At 68.1% G+C, this 26,376-nt stretch carries 23 protein-coding genes; 14 read left to right on the top strand and 9 right to left on the bottom strand.

All coding sequences use genetic code 11. The features are described from left to right. Positions 1–26 precede the first annotated feature (26 nt). Entirely contained in the window at positions 27–335 is a 309-nt protein-coding gene (locus Vqi01_RS00820; RefSeq protein ID WP_204031951.1) for a hypothetical protein, read from the bottom strand. Between the two features lie 349 nt (positions 336–684). Between Vqi01_RS00820 and Vqi01_RS00815 the strand changes: the two genes are divergently transcribed. From Vqi01_RS00815 to Vqi01_RS00775, 9 genes are all read left to right on the top strand, one after another. Further along, positions 685–1,164 carry a DUF6668 family protein gene (locus Vqi01_RS00815; protein ID WP_239098087.1) on the top strand — a complete coding sequence of 160 codons (480 nt, stop codon included), beginning with the start codon at positions 685–687 and terminating at the stop codon, positions 1,162–1,164. Further along, positions 1,161–1,856 (top strand): hypothetical protein, encoded by a 696-nt coding sequence (locus Vqi01_RS00810; RefSeq protein WP_204031948.1) that lies wholly within the window; start codon positions 1,161–1,163, stop codon positions 1,854–1,856. The genes Vqi01_RS00815 and Vqi01_RS00810 overlap by 4 nt, the downstream gene beginning before the upstream one ends. Before the next feature lie 61 nt (positions 1,857–1,917). Then, complete coding sequence (locus Vqi01_RS00805; RefSeq protein WP_204031946.1) at positions 1,918–2,247, top strand: hypothetical protein; 330 nt, start codon at positions 1,918–1,920, stop codon at positions 2,245–2,247. A 76-nt stretch (positions 2,248–2,323) separates the two neighbouring features. Next, positions 2,324–3,064, top strand: a complete 741-nt coding sequence (locus Vqi01_RS00800; RefSeq protein WP_204031944.1) for a DUF8175 domain-containg protein — start codon at positions 2,324–2,326, stop codon at positions 3,062–3,064. A gap of 1 nt (position 3,065) precedes the next feature. Further along, positions 3,066–4,319, top strand: coding sequence for a hypothetical protein (locus Vqi01_RS00795; protein WP_204031943.1), 1,254 nt, complete (start codon positions 3,066–3,068; stop codon positions 4,317–4,319). A gap of 29 nt (positions 4,320–4,348) precedes the next feature. Continuing rightward, positions 4,349–5,848, top strand: coding sequence for an SCO6880 family protein (locus Vqi01_RS00790; RefSeq protein ID WP_204031941.1), 1,500 nt, complete (start codon positions 4,349–4,351; stop codon positions 5,846–5,848). Then, complete coding sequence (locus Vqi01_RS00785) at positions 5,845–7,662, top strand: putative type IV secretion/conjugal transfer ATPase (RefSeq protein WP_239098086.1); 1,818 nt, start codon at positions 5,845–5,847, stop codon at positions 7,660–7,662. Before Vqi01_RS00790 ends, Vqi01_RS00785 begins: the two co-directional genes overlap by 4 nt. Next, a complete protein-coding gene (locus Vqi01_RS00780; RefSeq protein ID WP_204031939.1) occupies positions 7,659–9,428 on the top strand; it encodes a type IV secretory system conjugative DNA transfer family protein in 1,770 nt (589 codons plus the stop codon). The genes Vqi01_RS00785 and Vqi01_RS00780 overlap by 4 nt, the downstream gene beginning before the upstream one ends. Before the next feature lie 5 nt (positions 9,429–9,433). Further along, complete coding sequence (locus tag Vqi01_RS00775) at positions 9,434–10,915, top strand: glycoside hydrolase family 19 protein (RefSeq protein WP_204031937.1); 1,482 nt, start codon at positions 9,434–9,436, stop codon at positions 10,913–10,915. Positions 10,916–11,150: 235 nt separating this feature from the next. Here the strand turns inward: Vqi01_RS00775 and Vqi01_RS00770 are convergent, their stop codons facing one another. Both Vqi01_RS00770 and Vqi01_RS00765 read right to left on the bottom strand, forming a co-directional pair. Beyond that, positions 11,151–11,624, bottom strand: coding sequence for a DUF4913 domain-containing protein (locus Vqi01_RS00770; RefSeq protein ID WP_239098085.1), 474 nt, complete (start codon positions 11,622–11,624; stop codon positions 11,151–11,153). Next, positions 11,621–12,421 (bottom strand): hypothetical protein, encoded by an 801-nt coding sequence (locus Vqi01_RS00765; protein WP_204031936.1) that lies wholly within the window; start codon positions 12,419–12,421, stop codon positions 11,621–11,623. Before Vqi01_RS00765 ends, Vqi01_RS00770 begins: the two co-directional genes overlap by 4 nt. A 288-nt stretch (positions 12,422–12,709) precedes the next feature. Between Vqi01_RS00765 and Vqi01_RS00760 the strand changes: the two genes are divergently transcribed. After that, positions 12,710–13,489: a sigma-70 family RNA polymerase sigma factor gene (locus tag Vqi01_RS00760; RefSeq protein ID WP_204031934.1), complete on the top strand. Its 780-nt coding sequence runs from the start codon at positions 12,710–12,712 to the stop codon at positions 13,487–13,489. Here the strand turns inward: Vqi01_RS00760 and Vqi01_RS00755 are convergent. The 4 genes from Vqi01_RS00755 to Vqi01_RS00740 all read right to left on the bottom strand — a co-directional run bounded on the left by Vqi01_RS00755 (position 13,378) and on the right by Vqi01_RS00740 (position 17,616). Continuing rightward, positions 13,378–13,845, bottom strand: a complete 468-nt coding sequence (locus Vqi01_RS00755; RefSeq protein WP_204031932.1) for a response regulator — start codon at positions 13,843–13,845, stop codon at positions 13,378–13,380. The two genes, Vqi01_RS00760 and Vqi01_RS00755, sit on opposite strands and share 112 nt — an antisense overlap. A gap of 109 nt (positions 13,846–13,954) precedes the next feature. Beyond that, positions 13,955–14,614 carry a LuxR C-terminal-related transcriptional regulator gene (locus Vqi01_RS00750; protein WP_239098089.1) on the bottom strand — a complete coding sequence of 220 codons (660 nt, stop codon included), beginning with the start codon at positions 14,612–14,614 and terminating at the stop codon, positions 13,955–13,957. Between the two features lie 2 nt (positions 14,615–14,616). After that, positions 14,617–15,831, bottom strand: coding sequence for a sensor histidine kinase (locus Vqi01_RS00745; RefSeq protein WP_204031929.1), 1,215 nt, complete (start codon positions 15,829–15,831; stop codon positions 14,617–14,619). A 381-nt stretch (positions 15,832–16,212) separates the two neighbouring features. After that, entirely contained in the window at positions 16,213–17,616 is a 1,404-nt protein-coding gene (locus tag Vqi01_RS00740) for a glycosyltransferase family 4 protein (protein WP_204031927.1), read from the bottom strand. 224 nt (positions 17,617–17,840) lie between these two features. Between Vqi01_RS00740 and glgX the strand changes: the two genes are divergently transcribed. Further along, entirely contained in the window at positions 17,841–19,976 is a 2,136-nt protein-coding gene (gene glgX, locus Vqi01_RS00735) for a glycogen debranching protein GlgX (protein ID WP_204031926.1), read from the top strand. A 208-nt stretch (positions 19,977–20,184) separates the two neighbouring features. Continuing rightward, positions 20,185–21,909, top strand: a complete 1,725-nt coding sequence (treZ, locus tag Vqi01_RS00725; RefSeq protein WP_204031924.1) for a malto-oligosyltrehalose trehalohydrolase — start codon at positions 20,185–20,187, stop codon at positions 21,907–21,909. A gap of 21 nt (positions 21,910–21,930) precedes the next feature. Here the strand turns inward: treZ and Vqi01_RS00720 are convergent, their stop codons facing one another. Both Vqi01_RS00720 and Vqi01_RS00715 read right to left on the bottom strand, forming a co-directional pair. Continuing rightward, on the bottom strand, positions 21,931–23,937 hold the full coding sequence (locus tag Vqi01_RS00720) for a KAP family P-loop NTPase fold protein (protein WP_204031920.1): 2,007 nt from the start codon (positions 23,935–23,937) through the stop codon (positions 21,931–21,933). A gap of 560 nt (positions 23,938–24,497) precedes the next feature. Further along, a complete protein-coding gene (locus Vqi01_RS00715; RefSeq protein ID WP_204031919.1) occupies positions 24,498–24,737 on the bottom strand; it encodes a FadR/GntR family transcriptional regulator in 240 nt (79 codons plus the stop codon). 185 nt (positions 24,738–24,922) lie between these two features. Here Vqi01_RS00715 and Vqi01_RS00710 point away from each other — a divergent pair, with 185 nt between their 5' ends. Then, positions 24,923–25,096, top strand: a complete 174-nt coding sequence (locus tag Vqi01_RS00710) for a hypothetical protein (protein ID WP_204031917.1) — start codon at positions 24,923–24,925, stop codon at positions 25,094–25,096. Next, positions 25,080–26,306 carry a helix-turn-helix domain-containing protein gene (locus Vqi01_RS00705; RefSeq protein WP_204031914.1) on the top strand — a complete coding sequence of 409 codons (1,227 nt, stop codon included), beginning with the start codon at positions 25,080–25,082 and terminating at the stop codon, positions 26,304–26,306. The genes Vqi01_RS00710 and Vqi01_RS00705 overlap by 17 nt, the downstream gene beginning before the upstream one ends. The last annotated feature ends 70 nt before the right edge of the window (positions 26,307–26,376 follow it).

Genomic DNA, 26,376 nt, shown 5'->3' with positions numbered 1-26,376 from the left:
GGGACAGCATCACCAGACCACCTCGCCTATTGCCGACCGCTCTTAGTGGCGGCGGCGAGGCTGGCCGAGCGACGGGAGTGGGGCCGGCTGACTCCTCGCCCCGGTGCTGCGCACGCTGGTGAGCCGGCGAGCCGGGAAACGGCCGGGGTAGCGAGGGCCAACCGCCGCCAACGGGAGTGATCGGCGGCGGTCCGGTGCCGCTCGTGTGATTCCTTCGCGGCAGCGGGATGACCGGACGGGGTGGCCCGGTCGTCGAGGTATTCCTTGGCCGCCAGGCCGCGAGCCTGGTTGGCGCGGGCCCAGGCGCGGTCGTGCGCGGCGCTGGCCGCATCCATCTCCGGGATCTGTGGCTGTTCCGGCCGTCGAGGCTCATCGGCGGGGGCGGGCGGCGCCGTGGCCTCCGCGTGCTGCCCGCGCCGAATGCTGGCGAGTGCCGAAGCCGTGGTGACCGCCGTGGGCAGCGCTGGGTTCGTCGGGTGGCTGATGTTTGTGAAAAAACTCGGCACTCGGCCTGAACCGAGCGCCCGGTAGCGCCGTAAAGCGGCCGTCGCCACTGAACGGTGGTGCGGCCGGTGACCACAGCGGCGAGCACGAAAGGGGGCGAGGCAGATGGGTAACGGATCCGTGGCGCTACAACGACCAGCGGCCTCGGCCATGAGGCCGGGGCCGGGGGAGCCGTTTGGCGTGTCAGCGTACGACGATGGCCCGACCTGGCAGCGCGGCAGCCTCTCCGGCGACGGCATCGGGTGGATCGGTGCGCACGGTGGTGCCGGCGCGACGACGCTGGCCCGGCTGCTGGGCGGCACCGACATCGGCTGCCGCTGGCCAGACCCGGCCCTCGCCGAGCCGGCTCTGGTCATGGTGGTCGGACGGACCAACTCCGACGGGCTGCGGGCGGTCTCCCGTGCGCTGCACGCGCTGCGGGAGGGCCGGCATCCGGCCGGAATGCGGCTGTTGGGAGTGGTGCTGATCGCCGATGCTCCTGGCCGGCTGCCGCCGCCGTTGCTCGGTCGGATCCGCCTGCTGCGTTCGATCGCCCCGGTGCATCGGCTGCCGTGGATTCCGTCGTACCGGGTGGGCGAGCAGCCGAAACGCCCGCCTCGGCAGTTGTCCCGTCTCGCCACTTTGGTGGGTCCGCACGTCGAGCATCGGAGGCAGCCGTGATCAGAACAGTCCGGAGCGCGGCGGCTGTCGTTGTCGCCGCGCTGGGGTTGGTCGGGCTGGGCCTGCTGGCGCCGTCGGGGGCGCAGGCCGCCGATGGCGTCTACACGGTGGAGATTGATGGCGGCGGCGCTATCTACAACTACACCCTCTGTCTGAAGACCACCACCACCATGGCGAGGCCGGCCGCAAACAACGGCGACCGAGAATGTACGGGGAAGCGCAACTCGACGAACGGCTCCTACACCATGACCGCTCCGTACAAGCCGGGCGACAGCGTCAAGATGGACGTCGAGATGCACACCGGCCTCGCGGGTGAGTCGGTGACGAAGGACAATATCGATATCACCGGGGCGACCAAATGCACCATCTCGGGCCTCGTACATGCCGGGAAGTTCAAGTGTGACATCCCGGTCAACAGCGTCCATTTCTCGCCACCGGCGCTCCAGGAATACACGATCAACAGCAACCCTGAAAAAGCAGTTTCGAAGCTGCTCGACTTCTTGGCGTGGCTCGTGAGTGCCGCTGGCGTGACAGGTCTGCTCATCACCGGCGCGATTATGGCGTCGCAGTTGCGTCGTGGTGCTCTCGAAGAGCGGACCGAATACACGAAGAACATCGCCATGGTCGCGGCGGCATGCCTGATCGCCAGCACTGCCGGCCCAATCATCGCGTGGCTCGACGTCACCGGCTGACCTCCAACCGGGGACTCGTGACCCGAGCGAAATAAACCGTCTAATCTCGAAGGAGCTTCGAATGGTCCTCACTGATCTCTACTTCAACGCGGTTCTCGGGATCTCCACCGCGTTGCGGGCACCCGACAGCCTCGCCGCCGAAGTGCCGAAGCCAAACTCCGATGGGACCTTGCCGGAAGGTCTCGCCGACAAGGTCGAGCAGGCGCTGGGTTTGGTCTCCTGGGGAGGAACGGCGATGGGTGTCCTCGGGGTTCTGATCACCGGCGCAGTCATGGCCATCTCGCACAAACGTGGCGAGAGTTCGGAGCACATGAGCCGACTCGGAATGGTGCTGGGCGGCTGCATCCTGGTCTCCCTGGCGGGGCCGCTCGTTACCTGGGTCTTCGGCTGAGCAGAGACAGCGAAGGCGGCAACCGACCGCTTATCGACCGTAGGCCCGAGCGTCCGTTCCACAGGGGTAGGTACCCATGAGACTGAGATTCGCATCCGACGACGAGTTGGACGAGGAAAAGCCGTTCTGGCAGAACCGTCGATGGCAGCTGTCGGCTGGTTTTCTCGCCATCGCCGTCTGCGTCGGCATTGTCGCGGCAATCGGTGGCCGGGACGTGAACTCCAGCGCTGCGGCCACCGACCGGCCGGTGATCGGCACGCTCGGCCCGGACGGATCCCGGCCGCAGGGCTGTCGCACCGACGATTCCGTGCAGCAACTTCCCAGCGAGGCGCCGCGGGACATCACCTGGCGGCCACTCAACGGGGCGGACACCCCGCTGTCCGCCTCGGCGGGGCCGCTGAAGACCACCGGCCCGCTGCTGTGGTGCTTCGCCCACACGCCGATGGGGGCGGTCATGGCGGCGCACACCATTTCCCGCCAGATGAGTGGTCCCGACTGGCCGGCGGTCAGCGACCAGCAACTCGTCCCCGGCCTCGGGCGGGACTACTTCGATGCGATGCGGGCGTCGATGCCGGAGACCGGGCCGGTGCAGACCTCGAACGAGCTGGCCGGATTCCTCGTGCTGAAGTATTCGCCAAGCACCGCCACGATCCGGGTTCTTGTCCGGCAGGCGAACGTGGCCTACGTGTCCATCGACTACATCGTCGACTGGAACGGGGTGGACTGGCAGCTCCGGCCGTTGAACTCCGGAGGTCTCTACAGCCGGGTCAACCCCGTGGTCTCCCTCGTCGGCTTCGTGCTGTGGAACGAGGTGTGACGTGGAGTGTGCTACCGGTGACGCCGTCTACATTGGCACGATCGGGCAGGTAGTCGGCTTCTTCGAGCGGGGCATCGACGGGATTCTCAGCGATATTGCCAGCGCCATCCTGGGTGCGGCTGTCGAACTCTTCGCCAATCTCGGCGACATTCCCACGATCGGCGACGAGGCGCTCAACGACAAGATTCAGCTACAGACCAACTGGTTGGTCGTCACGATCGCGGTCGCGTCGCTGTTGGTGGCGAGCTTCCGGATGGCGCTGGAACGCAAGGGGCAGCCCATCGTGGTGGCGCTCATGGGCCTGGTCCGGATGGTGCTCACGGTGAGTGCCGCGTGGTGGGTGGCCATCTGGCTCGCCAGCGAGGCGGACTCATACACCCATCACCTCTATGAGCAGGGCATCAAGGCCCAGCTCAAGTTGATCGCCAACTGCGGCACCGATGGGCTCACCGCCTTCCTGCTGATCATCATCGGCCTGTTGCTGCTGATCGCCGGCTGCATCCACGTCATCCTGATGTACATCCGGCTCGGCGTGATGGTGCTGCTCACCGGCACGCTGCCGCTGGCCGCGGCGGCGTCGATGTCCGAGTGGGGCGGGAACTGGTGGCGCAAGCACATCGCCTGGATGGTCGCCTGGCTGGCCTTCAAACCGGTGGTCGGACTCATCATGTATTCGGGCGCCGCCATGATCGGCGCGACAAGCGAGTTGAACGGCGCGGACAGCGCTCGGCACTACAAGCTCGCCGGTGCCGCCATTCTGTTGCTGGCTGCGGTCGCGCTGCCCGCGCTGATGCGGCTGGTCGTGCCGGCGATGGCCAGCATGGGCTCGGGCAATGGGGCCGGTGCGGGTGTCGGTGCCGGTGCCGCTGCGGCGGGTGCGGTGGCGAGTGGGGCCAAGAAGATCGCTGGCGGCGGTGGAAGCGGGTCGGCTTCCGCCGGGCGGCCCCGTGGACCGAGCGGAGGTAGCTCGGCGGCGGGCGGAGGTAGCTCGGCGGCGGGCGGTGGCTCGGGTGGCGGTCGCGCTGCCAGCGGCAGCGGCGGTCGGCCCTCGGGCGGGTCCGGTGGTGGATCCGACAGCAGGTCCGCCGGTGGCCCCGGCGGCGGGTCGACTGCCGGGCGGGCCGCCCGGGGCGCGGCCGGCGCCGCGGCTGCGACGGTCGGTGCCGCTGCCACGGCGGTGCAGGCCGTGGCCAGCACCCACAAACACGCCAGCAGAATCGCCAGCGGAGCGATTCCTTACCGTGACCGTGACTGACTGATGCCGGTACGAGGAGAAGGACCAACATGAGTACGGCCGCAGAATCCATGAAGACACCGACCTACGGCAACTGGCGTCGCCCCCGCAAGGCGGGCCTGGGCTCGTTGGGTCTGGTCGGCACGATTGGCCTGTTCGGCGGGCTCGTGCTGGTCCTGATCTCCTCCATGATCTCGCTGAACGCAGCCCTGGTCGTGGGGCTACCGCTCGCGCTGCTGCTGGGACCGCTGGCGATCCGCACCCAGGACGGTCGCAACGTCTACGACATGGCCGCCGTCCGGATCGGCTGGATGCGCCGCAAATCCAAAGGGCAACACTTGTACGTCTCCGGGCCGCTGTCGGCGCGCCCCGGCGGTCGGTTCCGTCCACCCGGGCTGCTGAGCCGGGTGACCATGTTGGAGGGGCGCGACCCGTACGACCGCCCCTTCGGAGTGCTCTTCCACCGCTACCGCAACCAGTACACCATCGTCTTGAGCTGTGAGCCGGATGGCGGATCCCTCGTCGACTCCGACCAGGTCGACACCTGGGTGGCGCTCTGGGGTGAGTGGCTGTCCCGGCTGTCACACGAGCCGGGCCTGCGGGGCGCCTCGGTGATCGTCGAGACGGCGCCGGACCCGGGCACCCGTCTCGCCACCGAGGTGCTGGGTCGCATCTCCCCGAATGCTCCACCCGCCGCGCGCGCCGTCATGGAGGAGGTGGTGCAGACGTACCCGGAGGCGTCGTCGGAGATGAACACCTTCCTCACCCTCACCTACTCGGCACCCGGCGGTGCCCGTCGCAACCACGACATGATGCTCGCCGACCTGGCGTTGCGGCTGCCGGGTCTGCTGGGCGGGCTGGTCGCGGCCGGCGGCGGGTCGGCGGAGCCACTGTCGGCGGAGCGGATCGCCGAGGTCGTCCGGGTCGCGTACGACCCGGCGGTCGCCGCGGAGATACTCGACGTACGCGCCCAGCACGGCGGCACCGGGCTGGAGTGGGCCGACGCCGGGCCCGCCGCGACCATCGAAACGCCCACCCACTACCAGCACGACTCCGGCGTCTCCCGCAGTTGGTTGCTGACCCTGGCCCCGCGCGGCACCGTGCGCTCCGGTGTGCTGCGCAGTCTGCTCGACCCGGCACTGGGCATCCGCCGCAAGCGGGTGGCCATCGTCTACCGACCGATCGACCCGGCGACCTCCGCGAAGATCGTGGAGTCGGATCGCCGGTCCGCCCAGTTCATGGCCCACTCGACCCGTGGCCTGGTCCGGGCCCGCGCGATCTCCGAGATCGAGGCCGCCGAGCAGACCGCGGCGGAGGAGGCTTCCGGTGCGGGCCTGGTGGAGTTCTCGATGCTGGTGACGCTGACCGTGGACTCGGCCGCCGATGTGCGCGACGCCGACGTGACCATGCGGAACCTGCTCGGCGCCACCCGCATCGCGATGCGTCCGGCCGATCGGATGCAGGCCGCTGCGTTCAGCTGCGCGCTTCCGGTCGGCATCCTGCCCTGGGAGCAGACGATGGTGCCGCACGAGTTGAAGGAGGCGCTGTGACGCCCACTATCGGTGCCCGGCTGCGTGATCTCGGCGCGGGCTGGCCCCGGCACGCCTCCGGGCCGGTCACGGCCATGTCCGACCTGGTGGTGCCGCCGGCCGAGGCGCAGGACCGGGAACCCGACGAGACGGGCCAGCAGACGCCTCGGGCGCTGCGCCGCGAACGCCGACGCCGGGCCCAGGAGGAAGCGGCCGAACAGCGGTATCTGCGGCGACTGGCCAGGGCCAACGGGCACGACAGCGTCCCGCACCGTGGCTCGTACGCCCTCGGTGGCGGCCGGGTGGCCGCGTTGGACCCGCCAACCATGTGGCGGGCGACGACCGTGCAGGCCTGCGGGCTGTGGCCCTTCGCCTCCGGCTCCGGTGCCCCGATGACCGGGATCCCACTCGGCCAGCACATCCACACCGGAGCGACGGTCTGCGGTGACCCGCTCAACTGGTTCACTCGGGCCCGCTACATCTCCAATCCGTCGCTGTTCATGCTCGGCATGCCTGGCCTCGGCAAGTCGACGCTGATCAACCGGATGTTGATCGGGTTGAGCGCACAGGGCGTCGTGCCACTGGTGCTCGGCGACCTCAAACCCGACTACGCCGACACCGTCCGGGCCCTCGGCGGGCAGGTCATCTCCATCGCTCGCGGCGTCGGCGGTCTGAACGTCCTGGACCCCGGTGCGATGGGGTTGGCCGCCGCGAAGATCGGCGGACAGGCGGGGCAGGCCCTGGCCGCCGAGACCCACGGCCGGGTCCTCAACATGGTCGCGGCGCTGCTCACCATCGTGCGCGGCGCGCCGATCAGCGACCACGAGCAGTCGGTGCTCTCCGCCTGCCTGCGGCACCTGCGCGAGCGTACGCCGCAGGGGCAGACGTTCCGGCTGCCCGACCTGCTCAACGTGCTGGAGGAGGGGCCGCCCCAGGTCCGGCAGGTGACCCTCGACCGGGGCCAGGAATCCCGCTACCGCGATGCCGTCGACCCGCTGCACCGGTCGCTGCTCGGCATCCTCGACGGCCCGCTCGGCGACACCTTCGCCTCGGACACCTCGACTCGGGTCGACCCGGACGCCACCGCCGTCTGCATCGACATCTCCCGCATCGGTGAAGCGGACGGACAGTTGACCGCAGCGGCGATGCTCGCGGCCTGGTCGGACGGGTTGGGCACGGTGGCCGCCTCGCACGCCCTGGCCGACGCGGGGCTGGCACCCAGACGGTGGTTCTTCACCGTCCTCGACGAGTTGTGGCGACCGCTGCGCGCGGCCTCCGGCATCGTCGACCGGATCGACGCCCTCACCCGATTGAACCGCTCCCTCGGCCTCGCCGACGCTAAGATCACCCACACTCTGAAGGACGCCGAGGCGCTGGGATCGGAGGCGGACAAGGCCAAGGCCCGAGGTTTCGTCGAGCGCGCCGGCATGGTGGCCTGCGCCGGCCTACCCAAGGCGGAGATGGAGGATCTGGGGCGGGTGGTGGGGTTGTCCCGGCGCGAGATCGAGTTGGTCTCGTCCTGGTCGTCGCCGCCGGGCTGGGCCCAGGACGGCGGGCACGAGGAGCCGCCCGGTCGGGGCCGCTTTCTGATCAAGGTAGGTGGACGTCCCGGCATCCCGATCCGGGTCGCGATCACCGACGCCGAACGCCACCTGCACGACACGAACACGCGCTGGGTCGCCAACGGTGATGCGGACCGGATGCGGGCCGAACGGGCCGCCGTGATGCGCGCGGTGACCGGAGGCGACCTGCCCAGCACGCTGGACATGCTGCCGCACCAGGGCGGCGAACAGGAGCACCACGACGCGGGACACCACGATGCGGGGCACCGATGAGCCGCCCAGGTGGGATCGGGCAGGAGTACCTGCCCTGGTTGATTCCCGGCTTCGCGTTGCTCAACCTGGTGATCTTCGTACTGCTCTGGTTGGGCGGCGCGTTCGCTGCCGTGCTGACCGGGCACGGCTGGCAACCCGCTCCGTTCACCCTGGACGCCTACAGCAGCATGGTCACCGGGAACACCGAGAAGGTCTGGCCCGGGGTGCCGCCGTACCTGGTCTATGGCGCGGCGGTGGCGTTGGTCCTGCTCGGTAGCAGCCCGCTGGCCCTGCTCGTGCGGGGAGTCGTCCGCTGGCTCCGGCTCCGGGAGCCCCGCAGTCTCGCCCGATCGGACGAACTCAGCGGCATGATCGGCAAGGGCCGCGAGGCCCGCGCCCGCGAGCTGCGGCCGTCGCTCAGGGACCTTCCCCGGCTGAGCGCCGACGACACCGGCAACCTGCTCGGCGAGCTGATGCCCGCCGGGCCCGAGTTGCGGTCCTCCTACGAGGACGTCGAGCTCGACCTGATGGCACCGCGAGCCGGAAAGTCCACCGGGATCGCCATTCCCCGGGTGCTGCGGGCCCCCGGCGCGGTCCTACTGACCTCGAACAAGTCCGACGTGTTCACCGTGACCCGGCAGGAGCGCGCGAAGGTCGGCCGGGTCTGGACCTTCGATCCGCAGGGCATCGCGTACACCGAACGCGATATGTGGTGGGACATGCTCCGCGGCTGCGACAGCATCGAAGGTGCGCGACGGCTGGCCGGCCACTTCGTCAGCTCGGTCAACGACGACTCGTCGAAGAAGGATTTCTGGATCGCCGCGGCCCAGAACACGCTGACCGCGCTCTTCCTCGCCGCCTCGCGTAGCGGTTCGTCGGTCAACCACCTGCTGTCCTGGCTCGCCGACCCGGCCGACCGCACCCCGATCGACCTGCTCCGGGATGCCGGCATGTCGGCGATGGCCGATCAGTTGCAGGGCACCGTACGCGGTGCGGTGGAGACCCGTGACGGTATCTACGAGACCGCCCGGCAGTGCGTCGCCTGTCTGCTCGACCCGGAGATTCTGGCCTGGGTCAGCCCCGACCCGGACCTGCCGGAGTTCATCCCGGAGGAGCACGTACTCGGCCGGGACACCCTCTACCTGCTCTCCAAGGACGGTGGCGGATCCGCAGCCGGGGTCATCGCCGGCTTGGCCGACACCGTCATCCGCGCCGCAGTGGTCGCCGCCGAGCGGATGGGCGGACGGCTGGACCCGCCGATGACCGCCATCCTGGACGAGGCCGCAAACGTCTGCCGCATCTCCGACCTGCCCGACCTCTACAGCCACCTCGGCTCGCGGGGCATCAGCGTGGTGACCCTGTTGCAGAGCTACCGGCAGGGAGTGCGGGTCTGGGGCGAGCCCGGGATGGACGCGTTGTGGAGCGCCGCCACCATCAAGCTGCTTGGTGCCGGGTTGGACGACGCCGACTTCGTCGACAAGGTCGCCAGACTGGTCGGCCAGCACGACGTGGGGACTTCCAGCTACTCCCGCTCCAAGGACGGCACGTCCCGGTCGGTGTCGTACCGGCAGGAGCAGGTGCTGCCGGCGGACAAGATCCGAGCCCTGCCCAAGGGCACCGCGCTGCTGCTGGCCACCGGCGTGCGGCCGGCGCTGATCCGGCTGCGTCCCTGGTACAAGGAGCCGAACGCCGCGATGATTTCTGCGGCTGCCAAGACCGAGATGCAGGCCATCACCGACCGGGCCGCGGCGGAATGGCACCGCCGCGAGTCCCGCCAGTTCGGCTGACCGGCATGGCAGCGGGGAAGATGAGGGCGGCCGGGCAGGCGACGAAGCCCCTGACCAAGTTCGACTCGGCGCAGCTTCTCTGGGTGGTCATCTCGATGGTCGGGATGTTCCCGCTGGTGATCCTGGCGCTGCTGGCGCTGATCATCCTGCTCGTCATCTTCGGGATGGCCGGCGGATCTCAAATGAGTTCCATCTCGCCCGAGACGGACCCCAGCGCCTCGGCGTCCAGCACCAACAGCATCAACGCCGTGATCGAGCTGTCCGGCGGAGACGGCCGCGGCACGTTCAGCGGAAAGAACGTGCCGGACCAGGATCTCGTCGCACCGATCAAGTCCGCCGCCAAGAAGTGTGACCTGCTCACCCCCGTGATCATCGCGGCGCAGATCGACTACGCCTCCGAGTTCGGCGCGGAGAAGAAAGGCCCGCAGGGCGGCAAGGGGCTTTCCCAACTGACCGACGAGGTGTTCGACGAGTACGGCGAGGACGACGACGACAGCGGCGAAGCCTCCGTGCTCGACGCCGAGGACTCCATCCACGCCCACGCCCGGTACTTCTGCCATCTGGCCGTGGAGACCCAGCGGCTTCTGAAAGACAAAAAGGTCGCCGGCGACCATCTCACCCTGACCCTGATGGCCTGGGAAATGGGGCTGCCGGCAGTCGAGGCCAACGGAGGCATGCCCGTACTCGTCCTGGATAGCTACCCGTTCCAGATTCGTGGGCTGTTCGCGAAGTACACCGCCACCGACGACGAGGAGCCCGACACCGACGCTGATGGTGACGGCGACGACCCGGCCGCTGACCCGACCTCCCCGACCACTCCTCCTACCCAGGACGGTACGAATGCCGACCCGGACGGCGACGGTGCGACATTGCTCAGCGGATCCACGTTCAACGCGATGTTTCCCCACCGGAACTCCTTCTACAGCTACGCCGGCCTGACCGACGCGATGAAAAAGTTCCCCGCCTTCGCCGGCACCGGGAACGAACAGACCCGCAAGCGGGAACTCGCCGCCTTCCTCGCCAACATCAACCATGAATCTGGTGGGCTGGTGCACGTCGAGGAGATCAACCAGGCTGCCTGGGGCAACTACTGCGACGCCGGCCAGCCCTATGGATGTCCGGCCGGTCAGACCGCCTACCACGGTCGCGGGCCGATCCAACTCAGCTGGAACACCAACTACAAGGCCGCGGGCGACGCGCTCGGTCTGGACCTGCTCAACAATCCGGATCTGGTGAAGAACGATTCCTCGGTGGCCTGGCAGACCGCGCTCTGGTTCTGGATGACTCAGAGCGGTGCGGGGTCGATGACCGCCCACGACGCGATCACCGGAGGTGGGGGATTCGGTGAGACCATCCGGACCATCAACGGTGCCCTGGAATGCGGCGGCGGCAACAGCGCCCAGGTGCAGGCTCGGGTCGACGCGTACAAACGGTTCGCCGCCACCCTGGGCGTCGATCCCGGCGACGAGGGCGCCCTGAGGTGTTAGGCCAAACGTCGGTCTCGCGCAGGCATGTGGACCGACAACAGCACGAAGTGAAGTGACACGAGTACTTCTAGAACCAGGTGAACGGGCGCCGGGGCACCGTACGGGTCGATACGGCTGGTAGGCCGGCGCCGACCGCTTGGGCGCGTTCGGTCATCCCGAGCCCGAGGGGCGTGCAGCGGTACACCGGGCGGCCCTCGCCTCGCGAGGTCCGCCCGGTGTCAACGACGGGCCGGCCTCATGCGCCGCCGTCATCCGAGAATGAACCCGGATACTCGGCGACCGTCGGTGGCTGTTTGTCGCGATGCACGCCCGCCTTGCAGCCGGCGAAGGGGCCAGCCGGGTCGCGGAGGGCGCTCATTGTCGGACCCAGGTAGTCCCGATGCCAGTTGGCCGGGCCCAGGGCACCGCCCGGGTTGCCGGTCAACTCCTCCCAGGCCATCCACAGCGCGTGCAGGTGGGCCACCGCCTCGGTGTGGTGCCACCAGGTCGGGCACCAGGGCGCGGCCGAGGTCGTCTCTCGGCCGTACGTCGGTAGCAGGACGTGTTCGACCCAGAGACTCAGGCGGATCATCGCCTTGTCGTACTCGTCTCCATCGAGGTAGTAGATGAAGCGTGGGGTGGGTGGTGGGGGCGGCGCGGGCAGTCGGCCCGGCGGGGAGAGCGGAGTCGCCGAATCCGGCTCGTGACGGCGCTCGGTCGGTGCCGTCACTTCTTCCTGCCCTGGGGTTTCTCGGCAGGCAGGGAGTTGCGGTACGACGATGTCCGGGTGGATGAGCTGCTCACCACCGGTCCGATTCGCTGCACCTCGCCGCCGTGTTGCTGGCGAATGCTGGCCTCCTGCAAGATGGCACGGAGTTGGTTACCGACCGGACCGTCGGCAAGCCTCGCCCTGCCCAGCGAGTCGAGCGTGTCACCGGCGACCGACTCGTTGTGCACGTGCGCGGTCGCTTGAGCATATTCAACTCGGGTGTCCACGTATCTGGCCCAGTCGGCATGTGCGTGGATGCTCGAATCACGACCGATCGCATTCCGCACCTCGTTCCAGTTCTCGACGATGGTGTCGGTCTGCTGTTGGAAGGACGCCGAGAGAGCGGGGTCGTCCGCGTCGTTGCCGGGCAGGTGCATGTTGACCGCCCGTAGGTCCGGGTCGTCAGGATGCTGATATACCTGGTCCGCGTGCTCGTGGCCGCCCACCTCGTGGTTGAGACTGCCCTGGGCCGTCAGGCCCGGCTGCCCCGGCGCGGCGTAGGGGTAGTTGGGATCGTAGGTGACCTGATTGGGCTGACCGGGCCCGGTCGAGCTCCAATGGGCGGCCTGCCCATCGGCAAGCTCCACAAACTGGACATCTCCCATCCGCATGGCCGTGGCGTCCCGGAGGTCGGCCTCGTCGGAGTCCGAACTCGACTGAGACGCGGGCTCTCGCCCGCCGTTTATCTGGCGAAGGCGCCGCTCGTAGGTCAGTCGGCTCATCTTGATGTCGTTCTTGTCCCTGTCCTTCTTGCCCACGTGGGTCCTCTCCTGTGTCAACTCCCGGCGCCCGGAGAACCGGATGACCGCCTTACGGGCTAGCGGCCCGACCGGTTCAATCGACACCCAAACTCTGCCGCCGAAGTCGCGGACCGGTCGGCCAAACGACCGGAGGCGACCCTCCCTCCGCGGAGGTTGGCCGGCCCGTCCGGGATCGCGTCTGGGCCTTTCTGGGTCCTTCGCCTCAGGTGTCTCGAACTAGAGGTTCACTACCATCCGTCGTGGTTGCCCGGTTAGATCATTTCCGGGCTGAAGGAGTAGAACCACGTGGACATCGACATGCGCCTGCCCGGCAAGATCGACGCCGACGCCGACGCCGACGCCGACGCCGACGCCGACGCCGACGCCGACGCCGACGCCGACGCCGTAAGCCGGATGCGGGCCGTCTTCGCCGCGAACGCCCGACCGCTGTACTCCTATCTGCTCCGGCTGACCCGGGGGCAGCGAGAACTCGCCGAGGACCTGCTGCAAGAAACCATGCTGCGGGCCTGGCGTCGGCTGGAGGAACTACCGTCGGACGCGATCAGCATCCGCCGGTGGATGTTTATCGTCGCCCGACATCTGATGATCGACGCGGCCCGGGCCCGTGCCGCTCGGCCGACCGAGACCTACGGCGTGGACGTGGGTTGGATGCCGTCATCGGAAAATGCCTACGAGGAGATTGTGGACCGGTTGGCGTTGGCCGACGCGCTCTGTCGGCTCTCTCCCGAGCACCGCACCGTGCTGGTCGAGCTCTACTACGGTGGCGCCTCGGTTGCCGAGGTGGCCACCCGGATGGGGGTGCCGGAGGGGACGGTGCGGTCCCGATCGTTCTACGCTCTGCGCGCCGCGCGAGGAATCCTCGAAGCCGACGAAGCCGGTGTCATGACCGCTGGTCTACCAGCCCGAGCGAGCCGCTGCCTGGTAGGCCGGCCCGAGCGGGCCGCTGCGGCCCGTCATCGGGTCCGCAATCGCCAACTGGCGGCAGCTGCCGCCACCGGTGAGAGCCAACCGAGCCCGGCGGCGACCGCGCGGACGGCACCGATCAGATCGGACGTTTCGAAGTGACCGTACACCAGGCAGCCGCGCACCGGCGCGCAGAGCAGCGCCGTGATCGCCCGGCATTCCGTGGCGGCGGTCAGGGCGATCACTGGTGACCATTGAGCCAGGGCGCGGACCAGGTTCGGCTTGCCCGGCGCGGTGACCCCGTCGTCGAGCAGAATCACGGCGGGACGCAGGCGGTGCGCCAGGTGCACCGCCTCGTTGCCGTCACCGGTGAGACCGACGACCTGGATCCGTTCGCCGGATTCGAGCACCGCGCCCAGGTCGGCCCGCTCCGCCGAGCAGGGGTGAACGATAAGTGCAGTGACGAGCTCTTTGTCGTTGCCGTCACCGTTGCTCGGCTCTCCGCTGATGTCGCTCATGGCTACCCCATCCAGGCGGTGGTGCCGGGCGGAAGCGCCCGTCGCCAGTACAACGGGTGCTCGGGCCGCGGCGTTCAACCGAGCGGGTGCTCGAATGGGCGATGTCGTCCTAGTGTCGGCCCGTCCACCGCACCACCGCTTCGGTGCGGTTGGTGGCCTGGAGCTTGGCGAAGATGTTGGCTAGATGGTTCTTGACCGTCTTCTCGGTGAGCAGCAGCTGGCGGGCGATCGCCGCGTTCGAATGCCCGGCGGAGAGCAGCGCCATCACCTCCTGCTCGCGGCGGGTCAGGCCGAACCCCGCGCGCTGCGCCCGCGCGTTCTCCGTACGGTCCGCGTCCTGCTGTTCGCGGGCCGCCTGCTCGCGAAGCGCGGCTATGGTGACCGAGGCGCTGCGCGGCGACAACCAGCCCTGGCCGGCGGCCAGGGCCCGCACCGCGCGCAGTAACTCGGCCGGATCGAACTCACCGTGCACCAGGTAACCGCGGGCACCGCCGCGCAGCATCCCGGCGATGAGATCGTCGGTGTCGTCGCTGGTCAGGACGAGAATGCGAGAATGCTCGGCGAGCTGACCGACCACGCTGAGCCCATCCGCGATCGGCATCCGGTGATCCAGGAGGATCACCTCCGGACGTATCCGCTGGGCCATGGTCACCGCGCTTCGTCCGTCTGGCGCCTCACCGACCACGGTGACGTCCTCGGCGCTGGCGAGGTAGCCGCGCAAGGCCATCCGAACGATCGGATTGTCGTCGACGATCATGATTTCGATCATGGTCACCGTCCGACAGGTAGGACTGTGGCGGCCAGGACCGTGGCGGCGTCGGCGGCAGCAACGAGCGGAACCCAGGCCGCCACGGTCGTGCCCCTTCCGCTGCCCGAGTCGACCCGGAGTCTGCCACCGGCCGCCTGGGCGCGTTCGGTCATCCCGACGATGCCGAAGCTACCCTCGGTGGAGAGCGTGGTCAGGTCATCGGGTGGGGCGAAGCCCGCGCCGTCATCCCGGATGGTCAGCAGCAGTTGCCTCTCCCGTTCGTGCAGGCTGACGTGAACCAGTGTCGCGTCCGCGTGCCGGGCCACGTTCTCCAACGCTTCGTTCAGGATCTCAGTCAGCTCGTAGCGGACCGCCGGGGTCGGCTCCATGACCGCGGTGACATCGAGCCGTACCGGGATCTGGGTCCGCTCCGTCCAGGCGCGACACACCTGGTGCAGATGCTCGGAGAAGGGCCGGTCCAGCGCGTCCCGGCGCAACCCGGTGAGCAGTTCACGGGTTTCCCGGATCGCGGTATCGGCTCCGGCGGAGACGGTGCTGGCGAGTTCCTCGGCCAGGTCGGGCTGGCGGCGCAGCAGGGTGGGCAGGGCGACCGCGGCGAACGACACCCCGCGCAGCGTCTTCGCGACCGAGTCGTGAAGCTCGCGTGCCAACCGCGCCCGCTCGGACGCCGCCGCCGAGCGGTGGGCGCTGGCCGCCATCGCGATCGAGGCGTCGATATAGCGGGCCACAGTTGCGGTCATCAAGGCCGCGCCGTATCCGCAGAGGATGTCGATCACCGGGAACGCCAGTACGAACGACGCGGCGTTGGAGTCTGCCGTCCCGTCGCTTGCCAGCAGTTGCGCCGCCACGACGAGCCCGAGCCCCGCGTCGGCGAACCAGAGTGGCGCGGCGCGGGTGCCCAGCAGGACGCCGGTCAGCGCGGCAAAGCCGGCGGCGTAGCAGAAGAAGGCGACGCCGCCCTCGCTGAGCACCAACACGGCGATCATGATGGCCGCGTCGATTGCCAGCACGCCCAACCGCCGTCGGATCACGTCCGGCCACCGGCCCAACACGGTGACCTGCACGGTGGTGGCGGTAGTGATGACCACAAGGGCACCGGCGGTCTGCCAGATGTCGTCGACGAATCGGATGCCGACGCCGACCGCCGCCCACGTCAGCGCCAGCCTGCCGAGCAGCATGGCCCGGCACAGTGCGACGTACGGGACGAACCGACTCATCGGGGCGTGGTAAGCCGGCCAACGTAACGGACGCGGGCGCCGTCGGAGCATGCGGAGCAACTGGCGAGGCTGACGCCTTCGCTGCTGATTCCCACCAGCAGCCTGGCGCGGGTGGAGCGGTCTGGATCCGGTGCCTGTGGGCTTGGACCGGCCATGTTGGACACCGATTCGGTGGGCACCGCTTGACTCCCCCATGGATCGAGCCACGAACCCTGCCTGTTACTCGCCCCACGGTACATACCGAGTACGGCCAGCTTCCAGGGTGGCTCGATCGGGCGGTATTCGGGCCGGTGACGTCCGCCGCCGTCGGCTGGCGTCAACCGGCTCGGACCGGCCCGGGTCACGTCGTGCCCGGACCGGAAACCGAACGATATGGGCTGGTCAGCGCAGGCCGGCGGCGGCGAGCAGGTTGCCCTCCGGGACCGTCGGCAGGTTCCGGCCGTACGCCATCTGGTGGGCGGCACGGTCCGCGACGAAGCTGGGGGACTGGGCGATCGCTGCGGCGTACGTGGCGGCGGTGCGGCTGGCGATCGCGGACCAGCCGTACCGCTCGTCGACCATGGTGCGGGCGCGGCGGGCCAGGGTGCGGGCCCGCTCGGTGTCGGACAGCAGGGCGTGCACCGCGTCGGCCAGGGCGTCCGGGTCGTGTGGACGGAAAGTCATCCCGGTCACGCCCGGCTCGACGATCTCGGCGAGCCCGCCGGTCTCGGCGACCGCGAGCGGCGCACCGGCGGCGGCCCCCTCCAGCGCGACCATGCCGAACGGCTCGTAGATGCTGGGCACCGCGAAGCAGTCCGAGGCAGCCATCACCGCCGGTAGGTCGGTGCCGCCGAGGAAGCCGGGCAGGCTGACGGTGTCGGTCAGGCCCAGCCGGTGCACGTCGGCCTCCAACTCGGCCCGGTACGGGCCGTCACCGACGATCACCGCGCGCAGCCCCGGGTGCCGATCACGCAACCCGGGCAGGCCGGCGAGCAGGTGCTGCACGCCCTTCTCGTAGACCAGGCGGCCGGCGAAGCTGATCAGCGGACCGTCGGCGGCGAACCGGGCCCGCGCCTGGGTGATCGCACTGGCCGGCACCCGCCAGCGCTGCGACTCGACCCCGTTGGGCACCACGTCGACCCGGCCGGCCGGTACGCCGAACAGCCCGGTCACCTCGTCACGCATGTAGCCGGAGCAGACGATGACCCGCGTCGACTCGCTGCCGAGCCAGTGCTCGACACCGTGGATGGTGCGGTTCATCTCGCCGGGCAGCCAGCCCTGGTGCCGGCCCGCCTCGGTGGCGTGGATGGTGCTGACCAGCGGCAGGTCCAGGTGCTCGCGCAGGGTCATCGCGGTGTGCGCGACCAGCCAGTCGTGGGCGTGGATGACGTCGTACCCGCCGGTGCCCGCGGCGCGCAGCGCGGCCCGGGTCAGCGTGTGGTTGAACGCCATGGTCCAGGCCAGCAGGCTCTCGGTGGCCAGCGGGAAGGTGACCGGATCCTCGGCGGCGCGCACCACGCGTACGCCGTCGACGTACTCCTCCAGCGGGGCGCCCTCGGCATGCCGGGTGACGACGGTGACCTCGTGCCCGGCGGCAGCGAGGGCCACCGACAGGGCGTGCACGTGCCGGCCCAGCCCGCCCACCAGCACCGGCGGGTACTCCCAGGACAGCATCAGGATGCGGCGGGTCTGGGCCGGGCCGGCCGGCCCGGACTGCGCCGGGAGTTGGGGTCGCGAGGGGAGAGTGGGTCGGTGAGTACGGTCCGTGGCGGTGGCGGCACGCCCGCCGACCCGCGTGGTCGTCACAACAGTCTCCGTTCCGTTGCAGCAGGGAGCGCGCCGACATCGTTGGCGGCGGATGGGCAGCGTTGGGTTTCGGACACGCGCGTACGCGCCCGATGGTGCGAGGATCAACAGGCACGCAGACACGCGCCCGCGTTCAAGGAAACTCCATCACGGCCGGTTCTGCACCTTGATGACGGTCACAGTGACCGACGGCACGGCAACCTACACGTGGCCGAAGGAGCGAGATGCAGGTCTGGCCGGGCGAGCCGTATCCCCTCGGTGCCACCTACGACGGGTTGGGCACCAACTTCGCGATCTTTTCGGAAGTTGCCGAGAAGATCGAACTCTGCCTCTTCGACGAGTGGGACGTCCTCGACGAGTGGGACGTCGGCACCGAGCGCCGCATCGAGTTGCGCGAGGTGGACGCGTACGTCTGGCACGCGTACCTCCCCGGGCTCGGGCCGGGGCAGCGCTACGGCTACCGGGTGCACGGCCCGTACGACCCGGCGAACGGGCTGCGCTGCAACCCGCACAAGCTGCTCATCGACCCGTACGCCAAAGCGATCGACTCCGACGTGCGGTGGGACCCGGCGGTCTACGACTACACCCACGGCGACCCGGAGCGGATGAACGTCACCGACTCGGCGCCGTTCATGCCGAAATCAGTGGTGGTGAATCCGTACTTCGACTGGGGCAACGACGCCCCGCCGCGCATCCCGTACCACCACTCGGTGATCTACGAGGCGCACGTACGCGGGCTGACCATGCGACTGCCCGGCATCCCCGACGAGCTGCGCGGCACGTACGCGGCCATCGCCTCGCCCCCGATGATCGAGCACCTGACCCGGCTCGGCGTCACCGCCATCGAGCTGATGCCGGTGCACCAGTTCGTCAACGACCACCGCCTGGCCGACCTGGGTCTGCGCAACTACTGGGGCTACAACACCATCGGTTTCTTCGCCCCGCACCACGCCTACTCCGCGCTCGGCCACCTCGGCCAGCAGGTGCAGGAGTTCCGGGGCATGGTCAAGGCGCTGCACGCCGCCGGCATCGAGGTCATCCTCGACGTGGTCTACAACCACACCGCCGAGGGCAACCACCTCGGCCCGACGCTCAGCTTCAAGGGCGTCGACAACCCCAGCTACTACCGGCTGTCGGAGGAAGACCGCCGCCACTACGTCGACTACACCGGCACCGGCAACAGCCTCAACGTCCGCAACCCGCACTCGCTCCAACTGATCATGGATTCGTTGCGGTACTGGGTGACCGAGATGCACGTCGACGGTTTCCGCTTCGACCTGGCCGCCACCCTGGCCCGCGAGTTCTACGAGGTGGACCGCCTCTCCACCTTCTTCGAGGTGGTGCAGCAGGACCCGGTGGTCGGCCGGGTCAAGCTGATCGCCGAGCCGTGGGACGTCGGCCCCGGCGGCTACCAGGTCGGCAACTTCCCGCCGCAGTGGACCGAGTGGAACGGCAAGTACCGCGACACCGTGCGCGACTTCTGGCGCGGCGAGCCGGCCACCCTCGCCGAGTTTGCCTCCCGCATCTGCGGCTCCGCCGACCTCTACCAGGACGACGGCCGCCGCCCCTTCCACAGCATCAATTTCGTCACCTGCCACGACGGGTTCACCCTGACCGATCTGGTGTCGTACAACGACAAGCACAACGAGGCCAACGGCGAGGAGAACCGCGACGGCGAGAACCACAACCGGTCCTGGAACTGCGGCGTCGAGGGCGACACCGACGACCCGGGCGTGCTGGCCCTGCGGGCCCGGCAGCGGCGCAACTTTCTCGCCACCCTGCTGCTGTCCCAGGGCGTGCCGATGATCGGCCACGGTGACGAGATGGGCCGCACCCAGCGCGGCAACAACAACGCCTACTGCCAGGACAGCGAGCTGACCTGGGTCGACTGGGACAACGTCGACCACGAGCTGCTGGACTTCACCCGCCGGCTGGTCGGGTTCCGCCGCCGGCACCAGGTCTTCCGGCGTCGCCGCTTCTTCACCGGGCTGCCCGTACGCGGCCGTGAGGCGGACGAGCCGCTGCCCGACCTGGCCTGGTACACCCCACACGGGCGGGAGATGACCGGCGAGGACTGGGGCAACGACTTCGGCCGCTCGGTGGCGCTGTTCGTCAACGGCGACGGCATCCGGGAACGCGGCCGGTACGGCCAACGCCACCACGACGCCTCCTTCTGGCTCTGCTTCAACGCCCACGACGCGCCGCTGGACTTCACCCCGCCGCCGGCCGAGTTCGGCCAGCGCTGGGAGATGGTGATCAGCACCGCCGAACCCGACCAGGACAAGGGCGTCACCGTCGAGGCCGGCGGTGCGCTCTGCGTACCGGACCGCTCCCTGGTGGTGCTGGAGAGGGTGGCCTGAGGGCGGACCGCCGTCGCCACCCGGCTGCCGCTGCGCCTGGCCGCCGCCGGCGGCTGGCGCGACACCACCCTGTCACAGCCCGTTAATCAGATGTCATGCCTGTTCACCGGGCGGGTCTACAGTGACAACCAGGTCCGCCTGACTGATCTGCTGGCCACCTATCCCGTCGCGTTGCTGGTGCCCACCACCTGACCCGGGAGGTTGCGTCATGTCCGAGTTCACGGTCTGGGCACCGGAGGCGAAGCGGGTGCGGCTGCGCCTGCCCGGCGGCGCCGACCACGAGATGCGCGCCGGCCGCGGCGGCTGGTGGAAGATCGAGGTGCCCGACGCCGGCACCGACTACGCGTTCCTGCTCGACGACGACGACCGGCCGCTGCCCGACCCCCGGTCCCGGTGGCAGCCCTTCGGCGTGCACGGCGTCAGCCGGGTCTACGACCATTCGGCGTTCTCCTGGACCGACGACTCCTGGACCGGCCGGCAACTGCCCGGCAGCATCCTCTACGAGCTGCACGTCGGCACGTTCACCCCGGAAGGCACCTTCGACGCGATCATCGGGAAACTCGACCACCTGGTCGACCTCGGCGTCGACATGATCGAATTGTTGCCGGTCAACGCCTTCAACGGCGAACACAACTGGGGGTACGACGGCGTCTGCTGGTACGCCCCACACGAGCCGTACGGCGGCCCCGACGGCCTCAAACGGCTGGTCGACGCCGCCCACGCCAAGGGGTTGGGGGTGATCCTCGACGTCGTCTACAACCATTTCGGCCCCTCCGGGGCCTACGCACCGCTGTTCGCTCCCTACCTCGGCGACCGCAGCACCCCCTGGGGCCGGGCCGTCAACCTGGACGGCCCGCACTCCGACGGAGTACGCCGCTTCATCATCGACAGCATCCTGATGTGGCTGCGCGACTACCACGTCGACGGCCTGCGCCTGGACGCCGTGCACGCCATGCCCGACACCCGCGCGGTGCACCTGCTGGAGGAGATCGCCGTCGAGGTCGAATCGCTCTCCACCCATCTGGGCCGCCCGCTGTCGCTGATCGCCGAATCCGACCTCAACGACCCCCGGCTGATCACCCCGCGCGAGGCCGGCGGCTACGGCCTGCACGCCCAGTGGAACGACGACGCCCACCACGCCCTGCACACCCTGCTCACCGGCGAAGAACAGGGCTACTACGGCGACTTCGGCACCATGGAATGCCTGGCCGAGGTGCTGCGCGGCGCCTTCTTCCACACCGGCACCTGGTCCAGCTTCCGCCAACGCCAACACGGCCGCCCGGTCGACCCGCGCACCCCCGGCCACCGCTTCGTGGCCTACCTCCAGAACCACGACCAGATCGGCAACCGCGCGGTTGGTGATCGTCTCTCCGCTACCGTCTCGCCTGCGTTGCTGCGGGTCGGGGCGGCATTGCTGATGACGGCCCCCTTCACCCCGATGCTGTTCATGGGGGAGGAGTGGGCGGCCTCGACGCCGTGGCAGTACTTCACGTCGCACCCGGAGCCGGAGCTGGCCTCTGCCGTGGTGTCCGGCCGGCGGCGCGAGTTCGCCACGCACGGTTGGCCCTCGGCTGAGGTGCCGGACCCGCAGGACCGGCAGACCTTCGCCCGCTCTCGCTTGGACTGGGCCGAGCTGGACAAACCCGAACACCGGCAGATGTACGACTTCTACCGGCGACTGATCGCGCTGCGGAAGTCCCGCCCGGAGCTGTCGGACCCGCACCTGTTCGCCGTCGAGGTACGGCACGGTGACCGGTTCCTGGTGATGCGGCGGGGCGGGTGTCTGGTGGCCGCCAACCTGGCCGACAAGCCACAGCGGGTGACGCTGCCGGGGGTGGCCCGGCGGGTGCTGCTCGCCACGGGGGAGGGCGTCACGGTGCAGCGCGACCGCATCGAACTACCAGCCGAGACAGCGGCGATTGTGGCGCTCTGACAACTGATGGCATCTCCGACATCAGTTTTTGAAATCAGGACGCCAGCCCTGAACATATTTGTCAGCCAAGTTGATGGATTCGGCAAACCGACCGTCTTCCATCGCAAATGATCTAGCCGATTCGATCGCCTGGCGAAGTGTTTCCTCGTCTCCGTATAGCTTTATTAGGGTGTTCCATGGGAGTCTCTTCTCTCGCCAAATCGCGTGGCTTGATCCAGTTGTGCTGCGTGCCTCGGTTTGAGCGGTGCGAAGTATCTGAGCATGCACGTGGCCACCGAGCTTCAGATCCACTGTTGACGGCTGTGCTCCCCATTTCTGATAAGCCCAATACAGTGTAGTCAGTAAATCCCACTCGTCGCTAATGTCGGCGGGTAGGTCGCCGCGAGCCGCCGCCGCGAACTCGCCCTCCATTTCGCTTGCAATTTCCGGTGCCACGAGTTTGTGCCCAGCATTCTCAACGTGGCCGACAATTGATATCAATTGGAAGCGGGAGGACAGGGTGGTTATCTCGGGGAGCACTTCCTTCACGATTCTCGCTACGTCGTCGGGTGATGGTATTTGACGCAATAGTCGGAGGATGACACGCCCGACTACCATCCTTGCATCCATGTCCAGCATCCCGCGAGGGCGGGCAGGTAGGGTGGGCATGAGATTCAGTAGGACAATGGTGGCAATCGGAACGGCCTCACCCGGATAATCTTCCTCGTAGATCTCAAGCGCAGCAATTACATCCTCAATGCGCTCTGCTTCAATGGATGAAAAGAGCCGTTCAAGGGCTGCTCGATCAGAAAGAACCTCGAAAGCCTGCTCGGCATCCCTGAAGGCCGCCATCCCTGACGAGTAAATTCTCTCAAGGTAGAGCCGCAGTATGTCGGCATGTGCGACTCGCCGACTCTTCAACCAGCTGTGCTTCCAGCTGCTTCCGTAGGAAGAGCCTCCGATGTAATGAAGTGCAGCGGGAAATAGGAGTTTTATCGCAGCGCGCGCAACATTCTCGCTGTCCTGAGCTGTAGCGAGGATTCGTTGAATGGATTCCTGGTAGTTGGCTCTGTCTTCTGAGTGCGATTCAAGGTGCCGCGTCTCAGTCAGGGCCAGACGTGTATTTGCGATACGTATGAAAACATCGGGCAGGAAAACCCTTAAGGCCTCAAGTGCCAATACATCCACTAACTGCACTTGTCCTTCGAGTGAGTGAAGCGTGATGCGTATCGAGGCGGCGTAACGGCGAACATCTCGCATGCTTCGTATCAGTGGCCGAAGAATCTCAAGAAGTACGTCTGGCCATCGACCCTCATCGAATGGCCCTGGATTCGATATGCCGCCTACTGTCTCATCGAGAATTTCCGTCAAGTGTGTGACTAGTAGTTCTTCGGAGGCTTCGGGAAGGTCAATCACAGTCTGGACAATCTTTTCCAGATAGACGCGTCCTCCGCTATTTTGGCTGTTCAAGGATTCCTCGACAATCTTTCGGTCGAAAGCGAGGAGATAGATAATGTTGGGGAAGCTGGCGGTGAGGCGGACGAGTTTGAATATCTCACGGACCTCGCCCGCCGAAAGGCGATCGATGTCGTCAAGTATTACGATAATTGGCGACTGAAGCTTGGTGAGTTCTCTTGCTAATCTGTCTCTACGCGCAAGAATGCTGTTCTTCTCGCGCCGCTCCTGAAACTTTCGGATGCCGCTTGCGGCGTTACGTATCCGATCAAGTATGGATCCCGCGCCAGGTATCCATGCTAGCGGCGTCAGTAGCTCTCCATATGCCTCGATCTCCGACGCAACCGTGCCAAGGCGGCCCTCCTTCAACCGAAGTTGGGCGGCAATTTCACCAAAGAATGACTCTACGAGATGCTCTGTGCTTGAGAACATCCAGGGGTTGTAATCAACTACGGTAAGTGGAGGTTCCTCCTGTAGGCGGAGCCGAAGGAGGTTGAGTAAAGAGGTCTTCCCTGAGCCCCATGCCCCTAAGAGGGCCACTACGTGGCCGTCGGAGGCGTCCAGGCTGCGTAGCTCCAGAGCGATACTGATCACTAACGCATCGCGATTTAAGGCATCGTCCTCGCGTCGCCGAATGGGGTTGTCGCCGGTCGTGTTGACGGCAGAGCGACCAGCGGTCTGGGCGGAGCTTTCCCGTGTGTCCGTCTTGGATTGGCGTAGCTGTCGTGCCCCTACTATAAGGGTTACGATCGCGATCGCGCCCAACGCGAGCGCAAGCCAACGTAGGTCTGTCGTGACATAGCGGTAAAAGGAGTGCCACCAAACGCCGGGCCGCGATGGCCAGGGGATATGCACCCATGGCTTTGTCCAGATTAGGGCTCCAGCGATTGCGGCTGTAACGCCAACGACGACAAGTCCCACACCTGATGCCCGACTGCGCTCCACAGTACGGTATGCTGCTTTAACGTCCCCTGCTTGTCGCCCATGCGTTCGGACAATCCTTCTTGGCTGTGCGGTCAACCCTTTGGTCGGGCACGTTCGGACTGTTGTTCTGTGAGTCGTATTGCGGTGATTAGCTCTGATCGAGCGTGGCTGTAGAGCTGATGGCAGAATTCAACGGCCTTGTGTTGTCGGGCGCGCCGCCTGCGCTGGCGCTACTCTCTGACGAAGACGCCGACGCCGGGCAGCGTTTCGGTCATGCCCTTGATCCGTAGCACCTGCATGGCGCGGTCGATGACCGGCTCGGTGACCTCATATTGCTCGATCAACTCGCGCCGGCTGGGCAGCTTCGAGCCGGGCGGGAACTCGCCGGACGAGATGCGTTCGGCAAGGTCGTCGGCGATCTGTTCGTAGCGGTAACGCGGTGGCACGGTCTTCCCCTCGGTTGGCAACACGAGTAGACCACCTACGTCAGCCCTTGACTACCCAACGGTACCTATGGGAGGTTGCCGAGGAGGTCGATCCCCTCGGTTGGCGCTGTCGGGCCGTCCTCGCTGGCGTGGATGTCCGGCGCACTCTCGTGATCGGGCATCCACGCCTCTGCTCCAAGAAGGCAAGAGCGAACTCGCTGGAGGTGGAGATGCCAGGTCACGATGACGAGTCGAAGATGAGTCGGGGGGAGCGGATTCAGGCGGCTGAGCGGGAGGCGGCGAAGCGGCGGCTGTTGGAGCAGGCTGAGGCGGAGCGCGTACCGGTGGAGGAGACCACGCGGGCGGTGCCGGATCGGCGGTGGCGGCGTGACCGGCCGGAGTGAGTTGCCGATCGGGCGGCGGGTGGCGCAGTGGCGGGTACGGCGGCGGTTGACGCAGCAAGGGCTGGCCGACCGGCTGGGGAAGTCGAAGAGCTGGGTGGACAAGGTGGAGCGGGGTGCGCGGCGACTCGACCGGTTCTCGGTGATCCAGGATATCGCCGAGGTGTTGCGTGTCGAGCCGGCGGTGCTGCTCGGTGAGCATCCGCCGCTGGCCGGTGGTGACGTACGCGACGGGCTCGACGGAGTGCGGGCGGCGCTCGCCCGGTACGGGGTGTTCCGGGCGCAGATGCGCCCGGTGTCGACGGCGGAGCTGCGCCGGCAGGTGGGGCATGCCTGGTTGAGTTTCCAGCATGGGCAGTACACGCAGGTGGTGCGGGCGCTGCCAAGCTTGCTCGACGCCGTGCAGACCAGGCCGGTGGGGGAGCCGGTGCAGGCGGAGCCGACGGTGCAGGCGTACCGAATCGCCTCGTCCGTGCTGGTGAAACTGGGTGAGGCCGATCTCGGGTGGCTGACCGCCGACCGGGCGCTGGTGGCGGCCGGCGGAGACGCGGTGTTGGCGGGTACGGCGACCATCTCGCTCGGCCAGGCACTGCGGCTCGCCGGCCGGCAGCGGCTGGCGTTGGCGGCCACCGTCGTCGCCGCGCAGCGGCTGACCATGGCGGCGAAGCGCCCGTCCCGAGTGCCGGCGGGGGACAGGCCGACGCCGTCGGGTCGGCGGGCACAGGAGTGGGCAGTGGGCGGGACACTGCTGCTCCAGGGTGCCCTCGCCGCCGCCAGCTGCGGCGAATCTCGGCAGGCCGAGGCGCTGCTCGACTGGGCCGAGGGCGTGGCGAGCCGGGCCGAGGTCGCAGACGATCCACAGCGTACGAGCTTCGGGCCGGTCGCCGTGGAGATGGCGCGGGTGATGGTGGCGGTCGAGCGGGGCGAACTGGCCGAGGCGGTCACCCGGCACGAGTTGGTGATCCGGCGGGACGGGTGGCGGCGGCTGCCGGCCGAGTATCGGGGTGCCTACCTGGTGGACGCCGCGCGGGCGTACCTGTTCGCCGGTGACCTGGCCGGGGCAGGGCGGATGCTGGTCGCGGCGGACGGGATCGCGCCGGCCGAGGTCCGGGCGCGGCCGTCGACTCGTACCCTCCTTGGCGAGCTTGCCCGAGGACGGCCCGCACCGCCGGGCGTGGCCCGCCTGGCCACCCTCGTCGGCCTCACCCGCTGACCCGGCATCCTCCCGCGCACTGATCGTTGACGTTTCGGCTGCCTTTCTCTCAGCGTGTTGAGTCGCTCCG

Source organism: Micromonospora qiuiae (assembly GCF_016863555.1).
Classification (GTDB): Bacteria; Actinomycetota; Actinomycetes; order Mycobacteriales; family Micromonosporaceae; genus Micromonospora; species Micromonospora qiuiae.
This window is presented reverse-complemented; position numbering and strand designations above follow the sequence as displayed.

Bases quoted from the DNA above. Each gene is read 5' to 3' on its own strand.
- Vqi01_RS00805 (WP_204031946.1), top strand. From the start codon at position 1,918: ATGGTCCTCACTGATCTCTACTTCAACGCGGTTCTCGGGATCTCCACC.
- Vqi01_RS00790 (WP_204031941.1), top strand. From the start codon at position 4,349: ATGAGTACGGCCGCAGAATCCATGAAGACACCGACCTACGGCAACTGG.
- Vqi01_RS00750 (WP_239098089.1), bottom strand. From the start codon at position 14,614: ATGATCGAAATCATGATCGTCGACGACAATCCGATCGTTCGGATGGCC.
- Vqi01_RS00780 (WP_204031939.1), top strand. From the start codon at position 7,659: ATGAGCCGCCCAGGTGGGATCGGGCAGGAGTACCTGCCCTGGTTGATT.
- Vqi01_RS00745 (WP_204031929.1), bottom strand. From the start codon at position 15,831: ATGAGTCGGTTCGTCCCGTACGTCGCACTGTGCCGGGCCATGCTGCTC.
- glgX (WP_204031926.1), top strand. From the start codon at position 17,841: ATGCAGGTCTGGCCGGGCGAGCCGTATCCCCTCGGTGCCACCTACGAC.
- Vqi01_RS00710 (WP_204031917.1), top strand. From the start codon at position 24,923: ATGCCAGGTCACGATGACGAGTCGAAGATGAGTCGGGGGGAGCGGATT.
- Vqi01_RS00755 (WP_204031932.1), bottom strand. From the start codon at position 13,845: ATGAGCGACATCAGCGGAGAGCCGAGCAACGGTGACGGCAACGACAAA.
- Vqi01_RS00820 (WP_204031951.1), bottom strand. From the start codon at position 335: ATGGATGCGGCCAGCGCCGCGCACGACCGCGCCTGGGCCCGCGCCAAC.
- treZ (WP_204031924.1), top strand. From the start codon at position 20,185: ATGTCCGAGTTCACGGTCTGGGCACCGGAGGCGAAGCGGGTGCGGCTG.
- Vqi01_RS00800 (WP_204031944.1), top strand. From the start codon at position 2,324: ATGAGACTGAGATTCGCATCCGACGACGAGTTGGACGAGGAAAAGCCG.
- Vqi01_RS00775 (WP_204031937.1), top strand. From the start codon at position 9,434: ATGGCAGCGGGGAAGATGAGGGCGGCCGGGCAGGCGACGAAGCCCCTG.